Genomic DNA, 22,930 nt, shown 5'->3' with positions numbered 1-22,930 from the left:
ACGATTACTCATTATAATGAACATACCCGAATCGTTTTTCAAGATGAACGATTCGTTCTTTTTAATGAACGATGGAGTTGTGTATGACACAGCCAATCAGCGTTATTGCTAAAAGTCTGGTACGTGAACGCTTGCGAACCGGGCTTTCACTGGCGGAAATAGCCCGTCGCGCCGGTATTGCAAAATCCACGCTGTCTCAACTGGAAGCTGGCAACGGTAACCCGAGCCTGGAAACACTTTGGTCCCTTTGTGTGGCGTTGGATATTCCTTTCGCGCGCCTGCTGGAGCCACAAGGTGCTAAAACACAGGTCATTCGCCGCGGTGAAGGTACCAAAGTGGTGGCTGAGCAGGCCAATTACCAGGCTATTTTACTTGCGACCTGCCCGCCAGGCGCGCGGCGCGACATTTATCTGTTACAGACGCAACCTGGTGCAGATCGTATTTCGCGGCCCCATCCGGTCGGTTCAGTTGAACATATTATTGTGACAAAAGGCCGGGCGCTGGTTGGGTTGACAGAAACGCCAGAAGAACTGAATGAAGGCGATTATATCTGTTATCCGGCAGATCAGGAGCATATCTTTAAAGCGCTCGAATCGGATACCCAGGCCATTCTGGTGGCAGAGCAGAATTAATATTCTACTATGGCGATAATGCATTGATGTTAGTTGAACGTGTATCGCCATTTTTATTAGTTTTATTATTAATATTGATGCGGTGAATTTAAATTTTGATATTTAACTCAAATAATATGTATTTTGCGGGGTGGTATTACCAGATCATTAAATAAGTAAAGTTGCTTTACATCAATAATCCTCGTCTGTATGCTTTGCATCCAATATTAGAATCCGTTGCGTAATGCAATTTTTATGGTTTCGTACTACAACACATTGTAATGGAGGCATCGCATGCTCAGGATGAGTCATTCTATTTCGGTATTATTTGCTTTTGGTTTAATGAGTGCGCCGTTGGTTTCTCAGGCCAACAATACTGTTTATTTCTTGGGGGAGGTGAGTGAACAAACCTGTACTGTTAAAATTAATAATAGTACAGCTTCACCTATTATCCTTTTACCTACAGTGAGTAAAAGTCAACTGGCCAGTTCTGGTTCAACTGCAGGCGATACGCCTTTTACTGTCACGTTGGATAACTGCAATTCTCAGGGCACTACCGCGGGTATTGTTTTTGTTGCGAATGATGTTGACGGTCGTGATTTGAAAAACATTGCTACCCATTCGCCTGCGACAAATGTCGCGATTCAGTTGTTAGAGGGTGCAACAGCATTAGATTTTACTGGTAATAAAGCGCAGACCTCAATGCAGAATATAGGTGGTGGTGCGACATCCGCCAATTTTGATATGGTTGCGCGTTACTATGCGACTGGTGTGGCAACTGCTGGTGCTGTTGAGGCCCAGGCGCAGTTTGCCGTGACCTATCTGTAATCACTTTCATGTGGTGCTGCTTCGGCAGCGCCATTTTCTGGTTTACATCAGCATGTTTAGAGATTGGTTAGTCAGAGTGTGGTTTGCATTATGTGTCCTTTTGCTGGCGTGCAGCGAGGTTTACGCCAGTGTGACAATGCTTGGCACCCGTGTTGTCTATCTTGCGGATGCAAAAGAGAAATCCCTGACATTTAATAACACCGGTGAAGCCCCTGTCCTGGTTGTGGCGTGGACAGATATTAATAATCCTGAGTCAACACCAGAAACGGCGGATGCCCCTTTTATTATGATGCCGCCTATTTTTCGTATTAATGGTCATCAGACACATGTTATGCGGCTGAAATTCACCGGAAAAGCGTTGCCCCAGGACCGGGAATCGCTTTTTTGGTTGAATTTTTTGCAGTATCCGGCAAAAAGTGATGCCATTAACGCTGAAAGCCATTTAACGTTGCTGGTAAAAAGTCGACTCAAAATATTTTATCGGCCACAGGGGCTCTCGCAAGATGCAAACACAACACTCGATGTGATTAAGATCAGCAAACATGGCCAATCAATAGATGTAAAAAATACAACCGCATATTATATTTCTGTGCTTGATGCTTTCGTCGATAATGGCAAGAACCAAAAGAAAATTAAAAACACCGGAATGATTGCGCCTTATTCGTCTGTTCAATGGATATTGCCCGATCATAATGGAACTCATTTAACGATTAATGCAATAAATGATTATGGCGGAGTATTCAGTAAAGTTTATTCGCTTTCTCATTAAGGTTCTGATTCGATAATGAAAGTACTGTTCAGTTCGGATGATTTAAATGTATCAGTACCGTTTATATATTTGTATTTTATCCATCCTTATGGCAATGCAATCGCTAACCGCGATGGCGAAAGATAATAGTTTTTACTTTGATGCCTCTTTATTAAGGAACAGTGGATTATCCAGCGATGATCTACAAAAACTGAACGAGGACGCATTGATAGCGCCAGGTCGTCATTCTCTGGATATTTATCTTAACGGCACACTGATTACCCGCACCGAGGTCTCGTTTTCACCACATAGTGGAAAAGTTGAACCCTGCCTTTCTCACAAATTAGTCGCCATGCTGCGGCTGAAGTCATTACCAGAAGAGTCGGAAACCTCTTGCTACTGGCCTGACGATAACGTGATGAAAGGGACGACGGTGAAATTTGATCAGGCGCAACTGCGTATGGACGTGTTTGCACCGCAGGCGTTGTTAAAAACCCTGCCACGCGGCAGCGTGAGTGAGGAAAGTCTTGAAGCTGGGGAGAGTATGTTGTTTATCAATTACATGGCTAACCAGTACCACGTAACATCGCGTCGCTATAACTCTCACAAAATGGATTCCACCTGGTTAAATCTTAATGGTGGATTCAACCTGGGATTGTGGCGTTATCGTCAGCAATCAAACTTAAACTACAGCACCAGCGACGGCGGTCATTGGAATACCAGCCGTCGTTATATACAGCGCGCTATTTATCCCTTACGCAGCGAGCTGACTTTGGGAGAAGGCTTCACCGACGGCCAGCTCTTTTCCGGCATTGGTTTTCGGGGAGTGCAGTTGTCATCGGATACGCGAATGCTGCCAGATGCTCTTCGTGGTTATGCGCCTGTAGTGCGGGGTATCGCAAAGACGAATGCAAAAGTCACCATCTTGCAGGACCAGACCACGCTCTATGAAACCACCGTAGCGCCAGGGCCTTTTACCATTGACGATCTCTATCCAACCCATTACGCGGGAGATTTAACCGTTGTAATCACTGAAGCGGATGGCAGTAAAAGTACCTACAGTATGCCTTACTCTTCACTGGCGGAGTCGATTAGACCTGGCTTAGCGCGCTGGTCATTTACCGTAGGAAAAGTACAGAACATTGATGCAGGGAATACCTTCAGCGAAGCGGTTTGGCGACAGGGTTTGACCAACGCTCTTACGCTCAATGCTGGTAACCAATTGGCGACAGGGTATATGGCCTGGTCTCTCGGCGGCGTGTATAGCTCGGCACTTGGGGCATTAGGATTGAACAGCTTTTATTCCCTGGCGAAGCAGGTTGATGGCAACCGCGCAGGTTGGATGTTACGGCTGAACTACAGCAAAACACTGCCGCAAAGCGGAACATTATTTACGCTGGCCGCGTCCCGGTATGCGGCTCAGGGATATGCTGAGCTTTACGACACCCTGGGGTCGCGTTATGCGCGCAGTCAGAGGCAACAATGGCAATCACCCACCTGGAGGCAGCGCAGCCGTATTGAGTTTTCCGCCGCTCAGCCACTTGCTTCGTTTGGCAATATTAATGCATCAGCATCATGGCAGGATTATAGCGACGGAAAACAAAGGGATAAGCAGTATCAGCTAGGCTGGAATAAGCTGTTTGATTATGGAATTTCGTTAAGTGTTACTGCGGCCAGAACCTATAACATTACGCCGGGAATCGGCAATAACGCAGACGCATTCTCTTTACGTCGCCGTATGCAAACGATGTGGTCTATCTCTTTATCCGCTCCTCTTGGCCAGCGGCGTTATTCACCCGTGCTATCAACCAGTGTCAACCGTACGACGGGTAATGACGGAAGCGATGGTGGTTATCAGTCCACGCTGAGCGGAATTTATGGCGAGCACAATCCCTTGAGTTATAGCCTCAATTTTTCCGCGGATAAAAAAATGGAACAAGCTGGATGGGGAGCCAACCTCCAGCGCAGTTTCCCGTACGTCAATGCCGCAACATCCTGGTCTACAGCACGTAATTACTGGCAGGCGTCAGGGTCGTTGCAGGGCTCCATTGTGGCTCATAAAGGTGGGGTGACGCTGGGTCAGTGGGTAGGAGATAGCTTTGCCTTGATTGATGCCCCCGGCGCCAGTGGTGCAGAGGTCATCGGTGGGCAGAGTGCTTATGTTGATGCATTTGGTTATGCGATAGCCCCTTCATTGGGCGCTTATCAAATCAACCAGATTGCACTTGATCCGCGCAATATGACCGACAGCGTCGAGTTACAAACCATGAAAATGCAGGTTGCGCCTTATGCTGGCGCGACAGTGCGGTTACGTTTCAACACCCTGCAGGGGCAAGCGATGTTGATCACCGCTCTGCGCCCGAACAATACCATTATTCCAATGGGAACAAGCGTGTATGACGAATACAACAACAGTACAGGAATGGTGGGGCAGGCGAATCAGATCTATCTGCGCTCTCATGAAGAAAAGGGGGAGTTGCGGGTGCAGTGGGGGCGTAGCCCAGAAGAGAGCTGCCGCATCGTATGGCGCGCTCCCTCCTTGCCAGAGCCGCTGGCTCTGATGAGATTACCTTGCCGTTAATTCATGGAGTCTCCGATGACATTTATACGGATATGCTTGCTGAGTCTTTCTTTGTTTACCAGCTTGTCCCTGAATGCAAAGTGCGTGAAAGGGCCTGATTTTGTTCGTACAGAATTGAGTGGATGGGGCGTCAGTCTTGCGCTTGGCACCATTAACATCACGAATTCGGCGGTCCAGCCCGTGGGATCGCCTCTGGCTGCAAACGTGGTGAATTTTTACGATAACCCTCGTTACACAAAAGGCCCGGAAAGCATCATGTGGGTTTGTGATATCGCAGATAAAAATAATATCTACGAAATCATTGCCACAAACGGTAATGACCGCAACGGAGGTTTTTTTGATATAGGCGCGTTCGATGGTTATCCCAACTACTATGCGACGCTTTTCAGGAACGTGGCGATACGATTAACGCATGTGAATTCCGGTAGGGTTTTTACACGTAACTATCAGCGCATTCCAATGACGAATTATGTCGTATCCCCGGATGGCCTGAAAATATATATCCGACTGAAAGATTTTAGCCCGATACGCGCCGAGCTTATCCGAGTCAGCAGCACCACCTCAAGCGGGCAAGCGCCCTCAGATTACTGTGCAAAACGGGATCAGCTCACATCGGGTTCTTACACCTGCAACCAACCTAATGGATATGTCTCTTTTTGTTCCGAGGGCAGCCCGGATGCGTATTGTGATGTGGGTGATTCAGCCTATATCTATAACGGGTGGTGGAAGGACAACTGGATGAGCATCAATATGGGCGGTGTAGCGCCGATGGCGGAACTGGTATCGAAACGGACCTGCACCGCTAAAAGCGTCACGCCTGTCGTCACATTTCCTCCGATCACTGTCGATGCTCTTAACAATGGCGGCAAATCGCAAGGAACGTTTACCGTGAACATCCTCTGTGAAGGGCTGGCGGGAACCGGAACGGTTAGCGGCCTGACGGCGCTGGGCATGCAGGTACCTTATGAAAATTACCAGGCCGCATTGCGACTTAACCTTGTTAACAGCTCTGGCGGTGTCAGCTACTTGCTTCCCACAGACCTTGGTGTATCCGGTATGGCGAGTGGTGTTGGCATCCAGATCTCTAATGCCAATGACGGCATGATACGTAATTTTATTGGCTGGCAACGCTGTAATGCAGCCCCTTCCAATTGTGCCACCGGTGAAGCGGGAGGGTGGTATGACGCGCGGGAAGGCGCTCAGGTGGTCAATAATGGAGGAACATTAGGGATCAGCGAATATGCGATTAATTTCAATGCATATCTTTCCCGCATCGGTAATCAAACCGTCCGCGCGGGTCAGGTCTACGCCAGTGCGCAAATCCTGGTGAAAGTACAATGATGCGCTTGCTCGCGGGGGCTGGCGCGCTGGTTGCGGCAACGGTGTTTTCTGTTCACGCTGGCGTAACGGCGTCTTCTTCGCGGGTGATTTTTACCGAAGGTCAGGCGCAACAGAGTCTGATGTTGGTAAATACCAACGACTGGCCGGTGATGGTGCAGACATGGGTGGACAACGGCGATGCTAACCCTGCGCCCGGCAGTGTTAACGCGCCGTTTGTCTCCGTTCCGCCGCTCTTTTCCCTCGCTCCGCAAAGAATGCAAGGGATCCGTCTGATCTACAACCAGTCGCCGCTGCCAAAGGATCGCGAGTCTGTGTTCTGGCTCAATGTTTATGAGATCCCGCCAGGCGCGCCAGCACGTTCTTTGCAGGCGCAGAGCGTGGTACTGACCATGAATACGCAAATGAAAATTTTCTGGCGTCCGAAAACGCTGGGCGCGCCTGAAAACCTGTCTGAGAAAGTCCACTTCAGGCTGGAAGACCTCAATGGAAAGCGGAAGATCATCTGCCAGAACCGATCGCCGTGGCATGTTTCGTTCGCGACGATCACCTTGCTTGTCGCAGGTCGCGCTTACGGTGTGGAACCGCAGCCGGACATGATGGTGGCGCCCTACGGCGAAAAACGCTATTCCGTAGCGGCTGAGGCCGCAAGAAATCGCGCGTTGCCCCTGCGGGTTCGCGCAGAAATCATTGATGATGAAGGGAATATCTCGGTGAGTGAGTTTCCCCTCTCCGGTGAAGAGAGGGGAAAGTAATACGCCATCAGGGCAGATAAAACACCTCTTTAAGCTCCGCGCTAACCGGGCTGTTATCCGGGTTTGCGGGCATCACATCACGCATATGTTTCCACCAGCGCTGGCACACCTCGGTATCAGCAACGGCGTTCCAGCGTTCTTCGGATTCAATCTCCACGGTGGCAAACAGCAGGTTGCGCGCGTTATCGAGGAAGATCGCGTAGTGATGCGCACCTCCCGCTTTCAGCGCGGCTTCCAGTTCCGGCCAGATGGGATTATGACGACGGTGGTACTCTTCGTGTGCATCGGGGTTCACCTGCATCACAAAGGCTTTACGGATCATAATGCCTCCAGGTACAGTTCACGGACTTCGTCACGGCTGGCGGTGCGCGGGTTACACGGTGCGCACGGGTCGGCCAGCGCTTTATCCAGCCAGCCTTCGATATCTTCTTTTGTGACGCCCAGTTTGCTGAAACCGGAAGGGATCCCCACACGCGTACTCAGTGCGCGAATGGCGTTAATGGCTTCCATGCTGGCGGTTTCATCGCTCATTCCTTTGGTGTCTACCCCCATCGCCTGCGCAACGCGGGCGAAACGCGTCACGGCATTCGGGCGGTTAAAGTTTTCGATGATCGGCAGCAGGATAGCGTTGCAAACGCCGTGCGGCAGGTTGTGCGTTGCGCCGGGTTGGTGAGCCAGCGCATGCACCAGACCGAGACCGGCGCTGTTAAACGCCATGCCCGCAAGATACTGACCAAACGCCATTTGCTCGCGCGCTTCGAGGTCATGGCCGTTATCTACCGCTTTCGGCAGCCACAGATTGATGAGACGAATCGCTTCCAGTGCATTGGCATCGGTTAACGGGTGCGCGCCAACGGAAACATAGGCTTCAACGGCATGGGTCAGGGCGTCCATCCCGGTAGCTGCGGTCACAGAGGCGGGAATGTCCAGCATCACGCTGGCATCATCGACGGCGATATCCGGAATGATGTTAGGATCGATGATCACTTCTTTGACCTGACGGGCGGAATCGATAATCACCGCATTGCTGGTCATCTCTGCCGCCGTACCGGCGGTGGTATTGATGGCGACCAGCGGCACACCGGGGTTTTTTACTTTCCCAACGCCGGAATACGCCGTGGAAGGACCCGGGTTGGCGGTGAGGATTTTTACGGCTTTCGCGGTATCAATCGGGCTGCCGCCGCCAAAGGCAATCACGTAGTTACAGCCGGCATTTTGATAGGCGGCATAGCCTTTCTGCACCAGCGCTTCGGTGGGGTTCGGGAATACTTCATCAAACAGATGGTAAGCCATGTTATGTTCCTTGAGCGCGGCGAACAGGCTATCCAGTAGCCCCATTTTCACCAGTTGCCCGTCGGTCACGATCAGCGCTTTACCCCACTGTTTGTTCGCCACCAGATTCACCATATCGCCAATCGCGCCTGCGCCATGCAGGCTGATTTTGGGTAGTGCTAACATAAAGCTCATGATTTACTCCTTGATTTTCTGTGATTTTTCCCGGTGGCAAGATTCCCTGTCGCCGGAGGTATTCTGTTTTGTCCGCAGATTGGGCCTGTGCAGCGTTACATTCGCCTGCGCTGGACGATCCGGCGGGTAATAATCGGCAGTGAAATCACCACGATCAGCATTGCGCCGACGACAATCGACATCACAATGCCCGGCACGTTGAGCAGGCTCAGGCCAAACGTCACCAGCCCCATCAGGAAGGCGGCAATGATCACGCCCACCATGCTGCCGGACCCTCCGAGAATATTGACGCCGCCAAGTACCGCCATCGTCACCACGGAAAGCTCCCAACCCAGCGCCAGCGTCGGACGGGTACTGCCGAGGCGCGAGGTTAACAACACCGATGCCAGGCCCGCCATCAGCCCGACCAGGGCAAACAGGATCAGGTTATGTCGCTTAACATTAATGCCGGAGTACCAGGCGCCGGTCGGGTTATTGCCAATGGCGTAGGTCCGGCGACCAAAGTTGGTTTTATGCAGCAGAAAGGCAAACATCGCCGCCAGCACAATAAACAGCGCAAACTCAAACGACAGCGCGCCCCAAACATAGCCTTGGCCAAACCAGGCGAAACTCTCAGGCCAGGTGTTCAATGCCTGATCGCCAAGCAAAATGTACGTAATGCCGCGATACAGGCTCATGGTGCCGATGGTGATAACAATCGAAGAGAGGTTAAAACGCGTCACCAGGATGCCGTTACACAGCCCGCATAGCAGCCCGACGCCCAGACCTACGCACACCAACAGCGGCGTATCCATACCCGCCTGGGCGCAAAATCCCATTACCGTTGAGCTAAGCGCCATGGTGGACGCGACGGAAAGATCGATTTCCCGGGCGATAATCAGCATCGCCATCGGTAAGACAATGATCGCCTTCTCGGTAAAGTTGAATGTCGCATCCGACAGGTTCCAGATATTGAGAAAGTAGGGCGAGGCGAGGGCGTTGGCCACAAAGACCGCCAGCGTTACCGCCAGTAAAAAGCCTTCCCAGCACAACAGCCGCTGAAAGCGTGATGCTGCGGCGGGTTCCGGTTTTACCGCGTCGGACGTCAGTATTTTGCTCATGATTTCACCGCCTGTTTCTGTCGCGCCAGCGCTGCATCACGCAGGATCAAGCGACCTTTGCGCTTGTTGCCGCGTTCGTTAAGCAGAACCGCAATCACAATCACCGTGCCGGAGATGGCCATTTGCCAGAAGGGAGAAATACCGATGACGGGCAGGGCGTTATTGATCACGCCAAGAAACAGCGCGCCAAGCAGGCAGCCCGTTACGCGCCCGGTTCCGCCCATGGTGCTGATGCCGCCAATCACACAGGCTGCCACGACCTGCAGCTCAAAACCGTTAGCCACATCGACATACGCCACGGCAAAACGGGAAATCCACAGATAACCGCAAAAGCCTGCCAGCGCGCCGGAAAGGCAGAAGCTAATAAACTGCATTTTTCCGGCATTGATCCCGGTGTAGTAGGCCGCAGTGGCGTTTCCGCCTGCGGTGTAGAGTGCGCGCCCGGTGCGGCTATAACGCAGGAAATACCCTACCAGCAGCAGCGCCGCGACAGCGCACCAGCTCAGAACCGGGAGCCCTAACACGCCCGATCGCGGCAGGCCGAGAAAATCAGCGCTCATTTGGTTGGCGTTCACCCAGCCGCCGCCGGAGAGTAAGAAGATCATCCCGCGGTAGATGCTCATGGTGCCGAGGGTGACGACAATCGCCGGGATCCCCAGTTTCCACACCAGCAGACCGTTGATCATGCCCATCACCAACCCGAGCACAGTCGCCAGCAGCAGCAGTGACCATACCGGCACATCCGGATGGTGGAAGTTAATCAGCGCGACAATCATGCCCGTCAGCGCCAGATTTGCCGCCATCGACAGATCGATCCCTTTGGTGAGCAGCACCATCATCTGCCCAAGAGCGAGAATGATCAGAATGGCGGTATCGTTGAACATTTCGACGAGATTGCCCGGACTGATAAACGAAGGCACCCGACTGCCAATGACCAGCACCAGCAGCACAATCACCCCGGCCAGCAAGGCTTCACGGTGTTTAAGCAGTTGTTGCCACATTATGCCGCCTCCTTACCTGCGCCGCTGGCGGCGCTGACAATCGTTTCCGCTGTGGCTTCGCCTGCCTTGTATTCCGCCACCATCAGGCCTTCGTGCATCACAATGACTTTGTCCGCCATGCCCATCACTTCAGGCAGTTCGGAAGAGACCATGATCACCGCCAGCCCGTGCGCCACCAGTTCAGACATAAACTGATGCACCGCCGCTTTTGAGCCGATATCGATCCCTTTCGTGGGCTCATCGAGGATGATGACGTCCGGGTGGGTGGCGAGCCATTTGCCGATCACCACTTTTTGCTGATTGCCGCCAGAGAGCGTTTCCACCGCCTGCCGCCAGCTAAACGCTTTTACCTGTAAGCGGCGGGCATACTCATCCGCCAGCGCCGATTCGCGGGCATCGTTCAACACACCGTTGCGGTTTAATTTGCTGAGCTGCGGCAGGCTGATGTTCTGGGCGATGGAGAGTTCAATAATCGCGCCCTGCTTTTGCCGCTCTTCGGGCACACACACAATGCCCGCGTTAATGGCATCGGCGGGTTGGCGAAAATGCACGGTTTTACCGTGCAGAAGAATGTCGCCGGATGAGGGGCGTGAAACGCCGGACAGGGCTTGCATCAGCTCGGTGCGGCCCGCGCCGACCAGGCCATAAAAGCCAAGGATCTCGCCCTGGCGTAACGAAAAGGTAATGTGAGCAAATTCGGTGGGATGGCACAAATCCCTCACTTCCAGCACCGTTTCACCCGGCTCGCAATGCACTTTGGGCCAGCTCTGCGTAATGGCGCGCCCAACCATCATTGCCACCATTCGCTCTTCGCTGATGGTGTTGATTGCCCCGGAATCGACATACACCCCATCCCGCAAAATGGTGTAGTGATCCGCCAGTTCAAAAATTTCATCAAATTTGTGCGAGATAAACAGGATCGCTTTACCTTCCTGTTTCAGGCGCTCGACGATTTGGTAAAACTCCAGAATCTCATGCTGCGAGAGCGCGGCGGTGGGTTCATCCAGAATGACCACCTGCGCTTCAAACGACAACGCGCGGGCAATGGCCACCATATGCCGCTGCGCGATACTCAGCGTTTTTAAGGTAGCGTGCGGATCGATCTGCACTTCCAACCGGGTGAGAATCTCCCGGGCTTTCTGGTGCATCGCGGGCCAGTCGAGTTTCTTCAGAAGTCCTTTATAGAGGTACTGGCCGACAAAAATGTTCTCGGTCACGGAGAGTTCATCGAACAGAACCGTTTCCTGGTGAATGGCGGTGATGCCCATCTTATGGGCGGACTCCGGCGTAGGGAGTGAAATGGGGATCGCTTTGTAGAGGATTTCGCCCTCTTCAGGTTGGTAAATGCCGGTCATCACTTTGACCAACGTGGATTTCCCTGCGCCGTTTTCACCGATGAGAGCGGTGACTTTTCCGGGCCAGAGATCGAGCTGTACATTCTCAAGGGCGCGCACGCCAGGAAAGACTTTGGTGATGCCCTTAAGGGATAGCAATGGGGTGGATGCCGTCATGAACGTTCTCCAGGTCTTGTATTCCCCCTCCCTGCCGGGAGAGGGAGAAAGGGATCAGAAAATCTTTGAGAACTTATCAATGTTGCTGGCATCGTAGACGAAGGGCTCCGCCATCGCGCCGCTGCCATCGGCATCCAGTTTGACCTTGCCGAGTTTACCCATGCTGGCTTCGGTTTTGGTCGCCGTTCCTTTCACCAGATCATCGGCTAAATAGGTTGCGGCATAGCCAAGGTCGATCGGGTTCCAGATAGCGAAGCTTTTACTGGCTCCGGACTTAATTGCCCCCGCCATTTCAGACGGCAACCCGAGGCCGGTGACATACACTTTGCCGATTTTGCCCTGATCTTTTACCGCCTGTGCGGCGGCAACAATCCCGACGGATGACGGCGAAACGATCACTTTCAGGTCCGGGTAGGATTTCAGCAGACCCACCGCTTCGCGGTAGCTTTTATCCGACAAGTCATCACCGTAGGCGACATTCACCAGGTTGATGGACGGGTATTTCGGCAGCACCTTTTTCATCTCCGCAATCCAGATATTCTGGTTGGTGGAGGTCGGTGTGGCGCTGAGAATAGCCACGTCGCCTTTCTCGACGTTCAGCGCTTTTAGCGCGTCAGCGGCGAGTTTGACGTTGGTTTCGCCAATCAGGGCGTTATTGGACGGATTCAAATGGATCTGTCGCCCGGCTTTGGCGACGCCGGAGTCCCAGGAAACCACTTTGATACCGCGCTGCATGGCTTTTTTCAGTACCGGCACGACCGCATCCGGATCGTTGGCCGAAATGGCGATCGCATCCACCCCCTGGGCGATCAAACCATTCAGGACTTCGATCTGGGCTTCGGCCGTGGTGGTGGTCGGGCCGGTATAAATGACTTTGACGTCTCCTAACTCTTTGGCTGCCTCCTGCGCGCCGGTGTTTGCTGCTTCAAAAAAGCCATTACCTAAAGATTTCGCCACCAGGGCGATTTTTACTTCAGCGACAGCGGAACCGGACAACGCCAGAATGGCAACGGTGAGGATCAAGCTTGCTTTTGTTTTCATTGCTTTTACTCCACATAAGTTAGTGTTTGTAGGGCTTGCAGGTGACAGAGTTCGCCCCGTCTCAGTGAGCGGGGCGCGATGTTGTTATTTGTACAAATCAATGGCGGATTGCAGCGGGGTCACGCCAAAGCGTTTGCCCAATGCAATCAGTTCTGCTTGCGAGATGGTCTGTTTCATTCCGCCCATCGAATAGATTTTTACCAGCACTTCCGCAGACTTCTCGGCGGTGTCGATCAGACCGAAGGTTTCATCCAGTGTCGGGCCGCTGCCAAAGACGCCGTGGAAGGGCCACAACACCAGCGAATGTTTTTGCATATCGGCGGCAGTGGCCTGGCCGATTTCGTCAGTGCCTGGCACCATCCACGGCAGAATGCCAACGCCGTCCGGGAACACCACCAGACACTCGGTACTGCCTTCCCACAATTTGCGGGTGATCAGGTCAGCGTGGTTTTCCAATACATAGGTCAGGGCAATCAGGTTGGTAGCATGGCAGTGCATGATCACGCGATCTTTGCCGCCGGTGGCTTTGATACGTTCACCGTGAGACAGGAAGTGTGCAGGCAGCTCTGAGGTCGGCACCGCTTCGTGCGTCAGCCCCCACAGAATGTGGTAACCCGCGCCGTCGCTGTCCACCTTGACCACGCCTAAATTCGCCGCCGGATCGAGCTGTACATTGCGGAAGAATTTGCCGGAACCGGTGACGATAAACGGTGTGTTAGCCAGTAACGGCATCGGCTGGCTCAGGGCGATATAACGCGGCTTTTGATGAAAATCCGCGGCAAACGGGGCGATGTCCGCCTCATCGAGACGCAACGTCAGGTTGCCGCCGTTGCGCTCATCCCACCCTTTCAGCCAGGCGTCGGAGGTGGCTTTGATCATGCCCTGGACGAACCAGGAATCAATAATGGTCTGCATAGTCTTGTGGTTCCTGTTAATACGGTGCGGGGTTTTCCCCTCACGCTGACAATGGTTTGCTCCCTCTCCCTTGCCGGGAGAGGATCAAAAGGGTTACCCGCGTTTGCGTAATACGTTTTTCTCATACGCCCGCACGCTTTCCAGCCACTGGCTGCCTGCCGGGGTGTCGTGGCGCTGGCAATACATTTCCCATACCGCCTGCCATGGCAGGGATTTCTGCTCTTCCAGCAGCGCGAGGCGCGCGGTGTAGTCGCCATCGGCTTCCAGTTGGCGCAGTTGATCAACCGGCTCCAGCAGCGCGCGCAGCAGCGCTTTTTTCATATTGCGGGTGCCGATCACCCAGGCGGCAATACGGTTAATAGAGGCGTCGAAGAAGTCGAGACCGATGTGCACGCGGTCAAACAGTTTGTGGCGAATGATTTCGCTGGCGATGGCCTGGGTTTCGTCATCCAGCAGGACCACGTGGTCGCTGTCCCAGCGTACCGGGCGGCTGACGTGCAGCAGCAGGCGCGGCACATACAGCATGGCGGCGGAGATTTTGTCGGAGATCACTTCGGTCGGGTGGAAGTGGCCGGCATCCAGGCACAGGGCGGTCTGGCGGCTGGTGGCATAGCCCATATAGAACTCGTTGGAGCCAACGGTGTAGCTTTCCGCGCCAATCCCGAACAGTTTGCTCTCCACGGCATCGATATGGTGCGCCGGGTTCAGTTTTTCGCTGATCGCCTCATCGAGCGCATTCAGCAGGCGCTGACGCGGCGCCAGGCGGTCAACGGTGACATCTTTCATGCCGTCCGGGATCCAGATATTCATCACCGACGGCGTCCCCAGTTGTTCACCGAACCAGGCAGAAACGCGGCGGCTGGCTTTTACATGGTCAATCCAGAACTGACGGATCTCGTCGTTCGCGTGCGAGAGGGTAAAGCCATCGGCGCTCAGCGGGTGCGAAAAACAGGACGGGTTAAAATCCAGCCCCAGTTTGTTGGCTTTTGCCCATTCCACCCAGTTTTTAAAGTGTTCCGGTTTGATTTCGTTACGCGCGACAGGTGCATCAGCCTCATGATAAATCGCGTGCAGGTTAAGGCGTTTTGGGCCGGGGATCAGACTCAGCGCCTGCTCCAGATCGGCACGAAGTTCCGTGGCATTGCGCGCTTTACCCGGGTAGTTCCCGGTGGCCTGGATACCGCCAGTCAGGCTGCCTTCCGGGTTTTCAAAGCCGGCGACGTCATCGCCCTGCCAGCAGTGCATGGATACCGGCAGGCGATCGAGCTGACGCAGCGCCTCCTCGACATCAATGCCTACCGCGTCGAAACGCTGTTTAGCAATTTCCCAGGCTTGTTCAAGTTGAGTGGTCATGCGCATAGCTCCTTTGTCTGTCGTTTTTGCTGAAAGCGCGCGACGTAGCGGGCGATTTCATTGTCAGGATTAGGGGTAAATGTGATCAGGGAGTGGTTAGCCACCACCACCTGGCGAAAATCATCAACGTTGCTGAGTTCATCCAGCGTCATCAGTTGCACGCCAATATTGCCGAGCGTGGAGGCTTCTACCGGGCCAGCCACCACGGGCAAACCACAGGCATCTGCGCAGAGCTGGTTCAGCAACTGGTTCTGGCAACCGCCGCCCACCACATGCAGACGGGTAAAGGGTTTGCCGCGCAGGCTTGCCAGCTCGCCCAGCACATCGGCATACAGCAGCGCAAGGCTGTCGAAGATACAGCGCGCCAGCTCAGCCGCGTTTTGCGGTGCCTGCTGGCCTGCTTCCCGGCAAGCAGCCTGGATTTCGGCGCTCATGTTGTCCGGGTTGATAAAGCGATCATCGTTGGGGTTGATAATGAACTGGCAGGCGGGAAGCTGTTCCGTTTGGGCAATCAGCGCGGGCAGGTCGGCGATCGCCTGTTCCTTCAGTACGCGTTGCAGCAACCACAGCCCCATGATGTTTTTCAGCACACGGTAGCGGCCTTCTGCACCGCCTTCGTTGGTGATATTGGCCGCCAGCGCGTGATTGCTGGTGTAGGGGGTTTTGCTTTCAAAACCCATCAGCGACCAGGTGCCGGACGACAAATACGCGGCATCTTTATCCGCCAGCGGTGCGGCAATGACGGCACTGGCGGTGTCATGGCTGGCGACGGCAACCACCGGGATGGCATTGTTCTGCGGGCAGATCCATTGACCTATTACATTGCCCGGATGGGTGGGCGTGCCGAACCAGCGAACCGGAACGCCAGCCCAGTCCAGCAGCGTGCTGTCCCAGTTATCGGTGTTGATATTGACCAGTTGCGTGGTGGTGGCGTTGGTGTACTCCCAGTTCAGATTGCCGGTCAGCCGGTAACTGAAATAATCCGGGATCAGCAACGCATGAGCGGCTTGCTCCAGCAGTTCTGGCTGCTGCTCCGCCAGCGCACGCAGTTGATACAGGGTGTTAAACGGTAAAAACTGAATGCCGCTGCGCAGATAAATGTCGGTTTTGCCCGGTGCTTGCATCGCACGTTGCATCACGCCGTCGGTGCGGTCATCGCGGTAGGCGATGGGTAAGCCTACGCGTTCGCCTTTGCTGTTGATCAGCACATAATCCACGCCCCAGGTATCGATGCCGATGCTGTCAGGTTGAATGCCTGCTTCACACACTTTGTGCAGACCCTGGCGGATCTCCGCTTCCAGGCTGTCGATATCCCAGCAATCGAACCCCTCTGTTTTTTGCAGACAGTTAACGAAACGGTGGATTTCGCGAAGAGTGAGTGTGCGTTGTTGGCGATCGTAACGCGCCAGCATTACACGTCCGCTGGAGGCGCCTAAATCAACTGCAACACAATGGCGAAAAGTCATGATCGGGTCCTTCTTAGAGTCATTGCAGACAGTCTAAAAAAGGGCGATGCGTCGTACCTTCTTGTTACGGACAGCGGCGATTTCGCGCTGGCAAGAAAGCAAAGGTGAACGTGAGAGAGTTCACAGTTTCCAGTTCTGGTGGGGTTTTGGGCCATTGTGACCCTTGCCACATTTCCCGATCTTTCCGGCCGTTTCTTGAAAAAACGGCAGGCTATGCGCGAAATGCTGTCGAAAATTTAAGGTGAGGTTGCGAACCCTTAATTACTATTTTGAGAACTTTTCTCATTGTTGGGTTGGGGGCGAGTATGACCGTACTTCATAGCGTGGATTTTTTCCCGTCAGGTAAATCACCTGTCGCCATTGAACCGCGATTACCCCAGGCGGCATTTCCTGAGCATCACCATGATTTTCATGAAATTGTGATTGTTGAGCATGGCACAGGGATCCACGTTTTTAACGGTCAGCCCTACACCATCAGCGGCGGGACGGTCTGTTTTGTCCGCGACCATGACCGGCACTTGTATGAACATACTGACAACCTTTGTCTGACCAATGTTCTGTACCGTTCGCCGGATGCATTCCAGTTTTTATCCGGGTTGAATCTGCTGTTGCCGCAGGAGCAGGACGGGCACTATCCCTCGCACTGGCGGGTGAATCAGCACACGCTGACCCAGGTGCGCGCCATCATCAGCCAGATGGAAGAGATGGATATGGAGATGGATACGCACGGCATCGCTAACCGCGAGATCCTGTTTATGCAACTGCTGGTGTTACTGCGTAAAAGCAGCCTGCAAGAGGGCGCGGTGAACAACGACGCCCGGCTTAATCAGTTGATGCTGTGGCTGGAAGATCACTTCGCTGAGGATATTTGCTGGGAGTCGCTGGCGGAGCAATTTACGCTCTCTCTGCGCACGCTGCACCGCCAGCTTAAGCAGTCGACCGGCCTGACCCCGCAGCGTTATCTCAACCGTTTACGGCTTATCAAAGCGCGGCATATGTTGCGCCATAGCGACGACAGCGTGACGGATATTGCCTTCCGCTGCGGCTTTGGCGACAGCAACCATTTTTCGACACTGTTTCGTCGCGAGTTCGACTGGTCACCGCGGGATATCCGCCAGGGGCGCGATACGCTGCTTCAGTAACGAGAAGGCTATCACCGATTTTTTGCCGTAGTTCCGCTAATAATCACAGGTTGTTCACGGCAGAGGTGACGTTGTGGCAGGTCAGTTAATTCTTCGTAAAGCGGACTTCTTCCCCCGCACCGGACAGGCGGTGGCGGTGGCGGATCGCTATCCGCAAAATGTCTTTGCCGAACATACACATGAGTTTTATGAACTGGTGATGGTATGGCGCGGCAACGGCCTGCATGTGCTTAACGATCGCCCTTATCGCATTACCCGTGGTGACCTGTTCTATATCCGCGCTGAAGATTGTCACTCCTACGCGTCGGTCAACGACCTGGTGCTACAAAACATTATTTACTGCCCGGACCGGCTGACGTTGAACCTCGACTGGGCAGCGCATATTCCAGGGCTTAATGGCTCGCCGTGGACGCCACACTGGCGCATCGGCAGCACCGGTATGGCGCAGGCGCGACAGGTCATTACGCAACTTGAGCACGAGAGCGCCAGGCCCGATCCCCTCGACAATCTCATGGCGGAAACGCTGTTTGCGCAGCTGGTGTTGACGCTAAAACGCCACCGTTTCGCCACCGATAATCTTGCCGCCACCCACAGCGAAGCGCTGCTGGATAAGCTGATTACCGCGCTGTCCGGCAGCCTGAATCGTAGCTTTGTGCTGGAGCAGTTCTGTGAGCAGGAGCAGTGCAGCGAGCGGGCGCTGCGCCAGCAATTCCGCAGTCAGACCGGGATGACCATCAATCACTATTTGCGTCAGTTACGCATTTGCCATGCGCAGTATCTGTTGCAGCATTCCGAGCAGATGATTAGCGAGATTGCGATGCAGTGCGGGTTTGAAGACAGTAACTACTTTTCGGTGGTGTTTAGCCGGGAAGTGGGGATGACGCCAGGTCAATGGCGTCATCGTAGTCGGGTTGCCGCCTGATCAGTTAGCCATGCCGAGGCCAACGATATTGGCCGCGACAATGATCACCACGCAGCCCAGACTCAACACGCTCACGGGGCGTCTGCCCGCATTGTTCCACTCTTTCAGCACCAGTCCGACAATACCGCCACACAACACGTAGAAGCTCATGTGCAGCATCCAACTGATGTAGTCATACTGCGCCGGAATACGCGCGTGACCCCAGGCGTAGAAGAAGAACTGCAGATACCACATCAGACCGCCCAGTGCAGAGAGCAGGATGTTGCTGATAAGCAGTGGTTTTGCCAGCGAGAAGTCGGCTTTTACCGACAAGTTCTTCACTTTTGCCAGACGAATAAAGCAGAAACCGAGGTTGATCAGCGCGCCGCCGCCCATGATCACCACATAGCTTGGCAACGCCGTGTAGAGCGGATCGATACCCAGCGCCGCTGCGGCTTCGTGCATCGGTTTGGCGGCATTCATGGCAAAGGACATCCCGGCAGAGAAGACGCCGCACATGATGGCCAGCGCCAGCCCTTTTTTCAGGCTGAACTCTTCGGCCTTGATACCCATTTTGCGCTCTTTCAACTGGCCTGCACGGGTGACGATTGCCACGCCGATAAGGGCAACCAGCACGCCCAGCAGCGTCATACGACCGCCTTCGGTGCCAATCAGCACGGAGAAGTTACCGTTGATGATCGGCGTCATCAGCGTACCGACAATCAGTGTAATGCCGATGGCGATACCAATGCCCATCGACATGCCCAGGTAGCGCATGGTCAGGCCATAGTTGATGTTACCGATCCCCCACATTGCGCCGAACAGGAACACCGGCAGCAGCGTGGAGGCATTAAACGAGCTGAAATAGGCCCAAAAATCAGGCAATAACAGCGCGCTGATTGTCCAGGGAAGGATCAGCCAGGAGACGATGCCGCCGACTGACCACATGGTTTCCCAGGACCAATGTTTCACCTTTTTAAACGGGGCATAGAAACAGGCTGCACTGGCTGCACCTATCAAATGCCATAAAATACCCATCGTAATCGCGTTACTCATTTTCAATCCTCTTTGTTTTTATCGCCGGGATACGAGCAGCCGACCCGATGAGTGTAAAAATCGGTCAGAGGATTAACCTTGAGGCGTTTGCCGCGTAACGGCGAGAGCTGGCAATCAGCGCGTTATGGAGGTGAGCAGCTTCACAGTTTCAATAACATAACCAAAAGTTATAACCTTATAAAAACTACGGCATTGATAAACATTTTCAATATCATTTAATTAACTATAATGAACCAACTGCTTACGCGGCGTTAACACAGTAGCCGCTTACACCCTTAATGGAGATGATTATGAGCTATACATTGCCTGCTCTGCCGTACGCGTATGATGCCCTTGAGCCGCACTTCGACAAACAAACGATGGAAATCCATCACACCAAACATCATCAGGCTTATGTGAACAATGCAAACGCAGCGCTGGAAAGTCTGCCGGAGTTCGCAAATCTGTCTGCTGAAGAGCTGATCACCAAACTGGACCAGCTGCCGGCGGACAAAAAAACCGTTCTGCGTAATAACGCAGGCGGCCACGCGAACCACAGCCTGTTCTGGAAAGGTCTGAAAAAAGGCACCACCCTGCAGGGTGATCTGAAAGCGGCAATCGAGCGTGATTTCGGTTCCGTAGATAACTTCAAAGCAGAATTCGAAAAAGCAGCAGCAACCCGCTTTGGTTCCGGCTGGGCCTGGCTGGTGCTGAAAGGCGACAAACTGGCGGTGGTTTCTACTGCAAACCAGGACTCCCCGCTGATGGGTGAAGCGATTTCCGGCGCCTCTGGCTTCCCGATCGTGGGTCTGGATGTGTGGGAACACGCTTACTACCTGAAATTCCAGAACCGCCGCCCGGACTACATCAAAGAGTTCTGGAACGTGGTGAACTGGGACGAAGCTGCTGCGCGTTTCGCGGCGAAAAAATAAGTCTGTTTCGTCACTCACCGTAAGGTGAGGCAAAACCCCCGCCAGGCGCTGCCGACGGGGGTTTTTTTATGTCGCTTTACATGAGTACAGACAATAAAAACGATGATCCTAAAATAATGAAATATTGTTTCGTTATGCATGATTGATCACTTTTCTCACCGGAAACGGGTTCTAACATCACCTCATCGGCGCTGAGTGTTTTCTGCCCGGCGCAGCAAAATCAGACGGTTTTGACGACAGGTGAGAATATGCAAATCAAACGTGCAATAGAGAGAATTCCGGGCGGTATGATGCTGGTTCCCTTGTTCATCGGTGCGTTGTGCCACACCTTTGCGCCGGGAGCGGGGAAATATTTTGGCTCTTTTACCAACGGTATGATCACCGGTACGGTGCCGATTCTGGCGGTGTGGTTTTTCTGCATGGGGGCATCGATCAAACTGAGCGCGACCGGTACGGTGCTGCGGAAATCCGGTACGCTGGTGGTCACCAAAATTGCCGTGGCATGGGTGGTTGCGGCGGTGGCGTCGCGCGTGATCCCGGCGCACGGTGTTGAAGTCGGATTTTTTGCCGGGCTGTCGACGCTGGCGCTGGTGGCCTCGATGGATATGACCAACGGCGGACTTTATGCGTCGATCATGCAGCAATACGGCACGAAAGAGGAAGCCGGGGCGTTTGTGCTGATGTCGCTGGAGTCTGGCCCGTTGATGACGATGATTATTCTCGGTACTGCGGGTATCGCCTCGTTTGAGCCGCATGTGTTTGTCGGCGCGGTATTGCCCTTCCTGGTGGGGTTCGCACTGGGTAACCTTGATCCGGAACTGAGGGAATTCTTTAGCAAGGCGGTGCAGACGCTGATCCCGTTCTTTGCTTTCGCATTGGGTAACACCATCGATTTAAGTGTGATTGCACAAACCGGGCTGTTGGGCATTTTGTTAGGTCTGGCAGTGATTGTGATCACCGGCATTCCGCTGATTCTCGCCGATAAACTGCTTGGTGGCGGGGATGGAACCGCCGGGCTGGCGGCCTCCAGTTCTGCGGGCGCGGCGGTAGCCACGCCGGTGCTGATTGCCGAAATGGTGCCGGATTTTAAAGCGATGGCGCCAGCGGCTACCGCGCTGGTGGCGACCTCGGTGATCGTCACCTCGATTCTGGTGCCGATTTTAACCTCAATCTGGTCACGGAAAGTGAAAGGGGCAACCGCGGAAATCGCGATACGCAATGCAGTGAAATAACGGCAGGCCGGATAGCGCGACGCGTATCCGGCCTGTGTCGTTATTGAATACCGAAAAGGCTATCAACCTGGTGTCGCTGCTCCTCATTCAGTGCGCCGCCAGGGTTGCGCGCAATCGGCGTGCAGTAGCCAAACTTGCGTGACACCACGGTCTTAATGGTGGTAACAAAATCATCGCCGATGGCGTAAATCGCCATAAATTTGCCTATCTCGCGCTGTGCGTCCTGTAGCGTTGGTAAATCGCCTTGTCGCCAGGCTTCGCGGGCTTTGACAAACAGCTCCGGCATGACGTTGTTCAGCCCGGAAATCACCCCGGCGCCGCCCGCCAGCAGGTTGGGAATATAATATTCGTCATACCCGGACAGCACGGCGAAATCGTCGCGTACTTTCTGCGTCGCGAGAATGATATTACGCGTATGTGACTGGCAATCCACCGTGTCTTTAATACCGGCAAAATCCGGGAATTCCGCCGCCAGGGTTGCCACCAGGTCGGCTGTCAGATCGCAGCCGGTGCGCGCCGGAAAGTTATATGCAAACCACTTACCGCTAATCGCCTTACCCAGTGCGCGGAAGTAACTTAACAATTGCGCTGGCGTTTGACCGTAATAGTAAGGGGGCAGCACCATGACGGCTTCGTAGCCGGTGCGCCAGGCTTCATCGGCCATACTCAGAATATCGTTGAAGCAGGTCGACGAGACGTTGGCAACCATCGTGCCGGGAGACATCGCCCGCGCTTTGCGGATCAATAATAGCCGCTCGTCCATCGAGAGCGAGGCGAATTCACCGATGCTGCCCATCAGCAAAATGACATCGATTTTCGCCGCGCTAAGACGGGCAATATGTTTGCTCAGTCCGTTAAGATCGACTCGTCCTTCGCTGTCCATGGGGGTGATGGAAGGGCACCAGACGCCGGAGAATGGGGGTTCGTGGGTCACAGCACGGTCTCCTTATTGAATGAAATAGCGTTTCAAATA

21 protein-coding genes are annotated in these 22,930 nt (G+C 53.8%); 10 read left to right on the top strand and 11 right to left on the bottom strand.

Annotated features, from left to right (window positions below; all coding sequences use genetic code 11):
* The first annotated feature begins 83 nt into the window (after positions 1-83).
* The 6 genes from N7922_RS24240 (at position 84) to N7922_RS24215 (ending at position 6,861) form a co-directional block, all read left to right on the top strand.
* Positions 84-632: a helix-turn-helix domain-containing protein gene (locus N7922_RS24240; RefSeq protein WP_263098619.1), complete on the top strand. Its 549-nt coding sequence runs from the start codon at positions 84-86 to the stop codon at positions 630-632.
* Positions 633-905: 273 nt separating this feature from the next.
* On the top strand, positions 906-1,439 hold the full coding sequence (locus N7922_RS24235) for a fimbrial protein (RefSeq protein ID WP_061499449.1): 534 nt from the start codon (positions 906-908) through the stop codon (positions 1,437-1,439).
* A 52-nt stretch (positions 1,440-1,491) separates the two neighbouring features.
* Positions 1,492-2,208, top strand: coding sequence for a molecular chaperone (locus N7922_RS24230; RefSeq protein ID WP_263098618.1), 717 nt, complete (start codon positions 1,492-1,494; stop codon positions 2,206-2,208).
* 46 nt (positions 2,209-2,254) lie between these two features.
* A complete protein-coding gene (locus N7922_RS24225) occupies positions 2,255-4,768 on the top strand; it encodes a fimbria/pilus outer membrane usher protein (RefSeq protein WP_263098617.1) in 2,514 nt (837 codons plus the stop codon).
* 15 nt (positions 4,769-4,783) lie between these two features.
* Positions 4,784-6,109 carry a fimbrial protein gene (locus tag N7922_RS24220; RefSeq protein WP_263098616.1) on the top strand — a complete coding sequence of 442 codons (1,326 nt, stop codon included), beginning with the start codon at positions 4,784-4,786 and terminating at the stop codon, positions 6,107-6,109.
* Positions 6,106-6,861, top strand: a complete 756-nt coding sequence (locus N7922_RS24215; protein ID WP_263098615.1) for a molecular chaperone — start codon at positions 6,106-6,108, stop codon at positions 6,859-6,861. The genes N7922_RS24220 and N7922_RS24215 overlap by 4 nt, the downstream gene beginning before the upstream one ends.
* Positions 6,862-6,868: 7 nt before the next feature.
* Here N7922_RS24215 and rhaM read toward each other — a convergent pair whose 3' ends face one another.
* The 9 genes from rhaM to rhaB form a co-directional block, all read right to left on the bottom strand.
* Complete coding sequence (rhaM, locus tag N7922_RS24210; protein WP_263098614.1) at positions 6,869-7,183, bottom strand: L-rhamnose mutarotase; 315 nt, start codon at positions 7,181-7,183, stop codon at positions 6,869-6,871.
* A complete protein-coding gene (gene fucO / locus N7922_RS24205; RefSeq protein WP_263098613.1) occupies positions 7,180-8,328 on the bottom strand; it encodes a lactaldehyde reductase in 1,149 nt (382 codons plus the stop codon). The genes rhaM and fucO overlap by 4 nt, the downstream gene beginning before the upstream one ends.
* A 95-nt stretch (positions 8,329-8,423) precedes the next feature.
* On the bottom strand, positions 8,424-9,428 hold the full coding sequence (locus N7922_RS24200) for an ABC transporter permease (RefSeq protein WP_263098612.1): 1,005 nt from the start codon (positions 9,426-9,428) through the stop codon (positions 8,424-8,426).
* Positions 9,425-10,429: an ABC transporter permease gene (locus N7922_RS24195; protein WP_263098611.1), complete on the bottom strand. Its 1,005-nt coding sequence runs from the start codon at positions 10,427-10,429 to the stop codon at positions 9,425-9,427. The genes N7922_RS24200 and N7922_RS24195 overlap by 4 nt, the downstream gene beginning before the upstream one ends.
* The gene (locus N7922_RS24190) at positions 10,429-11,940 is read right to left on the bottom strand and encodes a sugar ABC transporter ATP-binding protein (protein ID WP_263098610.1); all 1,512 of its coding nucleotides are present in this window, start codon (positions 11,938-11,940) and stop codon (positions 10,429-10,431) included. Before N7922_RS24190 ends, N7922_RS24195 begins: the two co-directional genes overlap by 1 nt.
* A 54-nt stretch (positions 11,941-11,994) precedes the next feature.
* The gene (gene rhaS / locus N7922_RS24185) at positions 11,995-12,981 is read right to left on the bottom strand and encodes a rhamnose ABC transporter substrate-binding protein (protein ID WP_061499419.1); all 987 of its coding nucleotides are present in this window, start codon (positions 12,979-12,981) and stop codon (positions 11,995-11,997) included.
* A gap of 84 nt (positions 12,982-13,065) precedes the next feature.
* On the bottom strand, positions 13,066-13,896 hold the full coding sequence (gene rhaD / locus N7922_RS24180; RefSeq protein ID WP_263098609.1) for a rhamnulose-1-phosphate aldolase: 831 nt from the start codon (positions 13,894-13,896) through the stop codon (positions 13,066-13,068).
* A gap of 93 nt (positions 13,897-13,989) precedes the next feature.
* The gene (gene rhaA / locus N7922_RS24175) at positions 13,990-15,249 is read right to left on the bottom strand and encodes an L-rhamnose isomerase (RefSeq protein WP_263098608.1); all 1,260 of its coding nucleotides are present in this window, start codon (positions 15,247-15,249) and stop codon (positions 13,990-13,992) included.
* The gene (gene rhaB / locus N7922_RS24170; protein ID WP_263098607.1) at positions 15,246-16,715 is read right to left on the bottom strand and encodes a rhamnulokinase; all 1,470 of its coding nucleotides are present in this window, start codon (positions 16,713-16,715) and stop codon (positions 15,246-15,248) included. Before rhaB ends, rhaA begins: the two co-directional genes overlap by 4 nt.
* Positions 16,716-17,020: 305 nt before the next feature.
* Here rhaB and rhaS (N7922_RS24165) point away from each other — a divergent pair, with 305 nt between their 5' ends.
* On the top strand, positions 17,021-17,857 hold the full coding sequence (gene rhaS / locus N7922_RS24165; RefSeq protein ID WP_263098606.1) for an HTH-type transcriptional activator RhaS: 837 nt from the start codon (positions 17,021-17,023) through the stop codon (positions 17,855-17,857).
* Positions 17,858-17,930: 73 nt separating this feature from the next.
* Positions 17,931-18,779 carry an HTH-type transcriptional activator RhaR gene (gene rhaR / locus N7922_RS24160; RefSeq protein ID WP_263098605.1) on the top strand — a complete coding sequence of 283 codons (849 nt, stop codon included), beginning with the start codon at positions 17,931-17,933 and terminating at the stop codon, positions 18,777-18,779.
* Here rhaR and rhaT read toward each other — a convergent pair whose 3' ends face one another.
* A complete protein-coding gene (gene rhaT / locus N7922_RS24155) occupies positions 18,780-19,814 on the bottom strand; it encodes an L-rhamnose/proton symporter RhaT (protein ID WP_263098604.1) in 1,035 nt (344 codons plus the stop codon).
* Positions 19,815-20,104: 290 nt separating this feature from the next.
* Between rhaT and sodA the strand changes: the two genes are divergently transcribed.
* Together sodA and kdgT are read left to right on the top strand one after the other, a co-directional pair.
* Complete coding sequence (gene sodA / locus N7922_RS24150; RefSeq protein WP_263098603.1) at positions 20,105-20,725, top strand: superoxide dismutase [Mn]; 621 nt, start codon at positions 20,105-20,107, stop codon at positions 20,723-20,725.
* A gap of 248 nt (positions 20,726-20,973) precedes the next feature.
* Positions 20,974-21,957, top strand: a complete 984-nt coding sequence (kdgT, locus tag N7922_RS24145; protein WP_263098602.1) for a 2-keto-3-deoxygluconate transporter — start codon at positions 20,974-20,976, stop codon at positions 21,955-21,957.
* Between the two features lie 40 nt (positions 21,958-21,997).
* Here the strand turns inward: kdgT and N7922_RS24140 are convergent, their stop codons facing one another.
* Positions 21,998-22,840, bottom strand: a complete 843-nt coding sequence (locus N7922_RS24140; RefSeq protein ID WP_411554297.1) for a dihydrodipicolinate synthase family protein — start codon at positions 22,838-22,840, stop codon at positions 21,998-22,000.
* Positions 22,841-22,930 lie beyond the last annotated feature (90 nt).

The organism is Kosakonia sp. ML.JS2a (genome assembly GCF_025642095.1).
In the GTDB taxonomy this organism is placed as follows: domain Bacteria; phylum Pseudomonadota; class Gammaproteobacteria; order Enterobacterales; family Enterobacteriaceae.
Note: the sequence above shows the minus strand (reverse complement) of the source record. Positions and strands in the feature narration are given on the sequence as shown.

Coding starts and splice junctions, on each gene's coding strand:
- N7922_RS24240 (WP_263098619.1), top strand. CDS start 84: ATGACACAGCCAATCAGCGTTATTGCTAAAAGTCTGGTACGTGAACGC.
- N7922_RS24235 (WP_061499449.1), top strand. CDS start 906: ATGCTCAGGATGAGTCATTCTATTTCGGTATTATTTGCTTTTGGTTTA.
- N7922_RS24230 (WP_263098618.1), top strand. CDS start 1,492: ATGTTTAGAGATTGGTTAGTCAGAGTGTGGTTTGCATTATGTGTCCTT.
- N7922_RS24225 (WP_263098617.1), top strand. CDS start 2,255: ATGTATCAGTACCGTTTATATATTTGTATTTTATCCATCCTTATGGCA.
- N7922_RS24220 (WP_263098616.1), top strand. CDS start 4,784: ATGACATTTATACGGATATGCTTGCTGAGTCTTTCTTTGTTTACCAGC.
- N7922_RS24215 (WP_263098615.1), top strand. CDS start 6,106: ATGATGCGCTTGCTCGCGGGGGCTGGCGCGCTGGTTGCGGCAACGGTG.
- rhaM (WP_263098614.1), bottom strand. CDS start 7,183: ATGATCCGTAAAGCCTTTGTGATGCAGGTGAACCCCGATGCACACGAA.
- fucO (WP_263098613.1), bottom strand. CDS start 8,328: ATGAGCTTTATGTTAGCACTACCCAAAATCAGCCTGCATGGCGCAGGC.
- N7922_RS24200 (WP_263098612.1), bottom strand. CDS start 9,428: ATGAGCAAAATACTGACGTCCGACGCGGTAAAACCGGAACCCGCCGCA.
- N7922_RS24195 (WP_263098611.1), bottom strand. CDS start 10,429: ATGTGGCAACAACTGCTTAAACACCGTGAAGCCTTGCTGGCCGGGGTG.
- N7922_RS24190 (WP_263098610.1), bottom strand. CDS start 11,940: ATGACGGCATCCACCCCATTGCTATCCCTTAAGGGCATCACCAAAGTC.
- rhaS (WP_061499419.1), bottom strand. CDS start 12,981: ATGAAAACAAAAGCAAGCTTGATCCTCACCGTTGCCATTCTGGCGTTG.
- rhaD (WP_263098609.1), bottom strand. CDS start 13,896: ATGCAGACCATTATTGATTCCTGGTTCGTCCAGGGCATGATCAAAGCC.
- rhaA (WP_263098608.1), bottom strand. CDS start 15,249: ATGACCACTCAACTTGAACAAGCCTGGGAAATTGCTAAACAGCGTTTC.
- rhaB (WP_263098607.1), bottom strand. CDS start 16,715: ATGACTTTTCGCCATTGTGTTGCAGTTGATTTAGGCGCCTCCAGCGGA.
- rhaS (WP_263098606.1), top strand. CDS start 17,021: ATGACCGTACTTCATAGCGTGGATTTTTTCCCGTCAGGTAAATCACCT.
- rhaT (WP_263098604.1), bottom strand. CDS start 19,814: ATGAGTAACGCGATTACGATGGGTATTTTATGGCATTTGATAGGTGCA.
- sodA (WP_263098603.1), top strand. CDS start 20,105: ATGAGCTATACATTGCCTGCTCTGCCGTACGCGTATGATGCCCTTGAG.
- kdgT (WP_263098602.1), top strand. CDS start 20,974: ATGCAAATCAAACGTGCAATAGAGAGAATTCCGGGCGGTATGATGCTG.
- N7922_RS24140 (WP_411554297.1), bottom strand. CDS start 22,840: ATGGACAGCGAAGGACGAGTCGATCTTAACGGACTGAGCAAACATATT.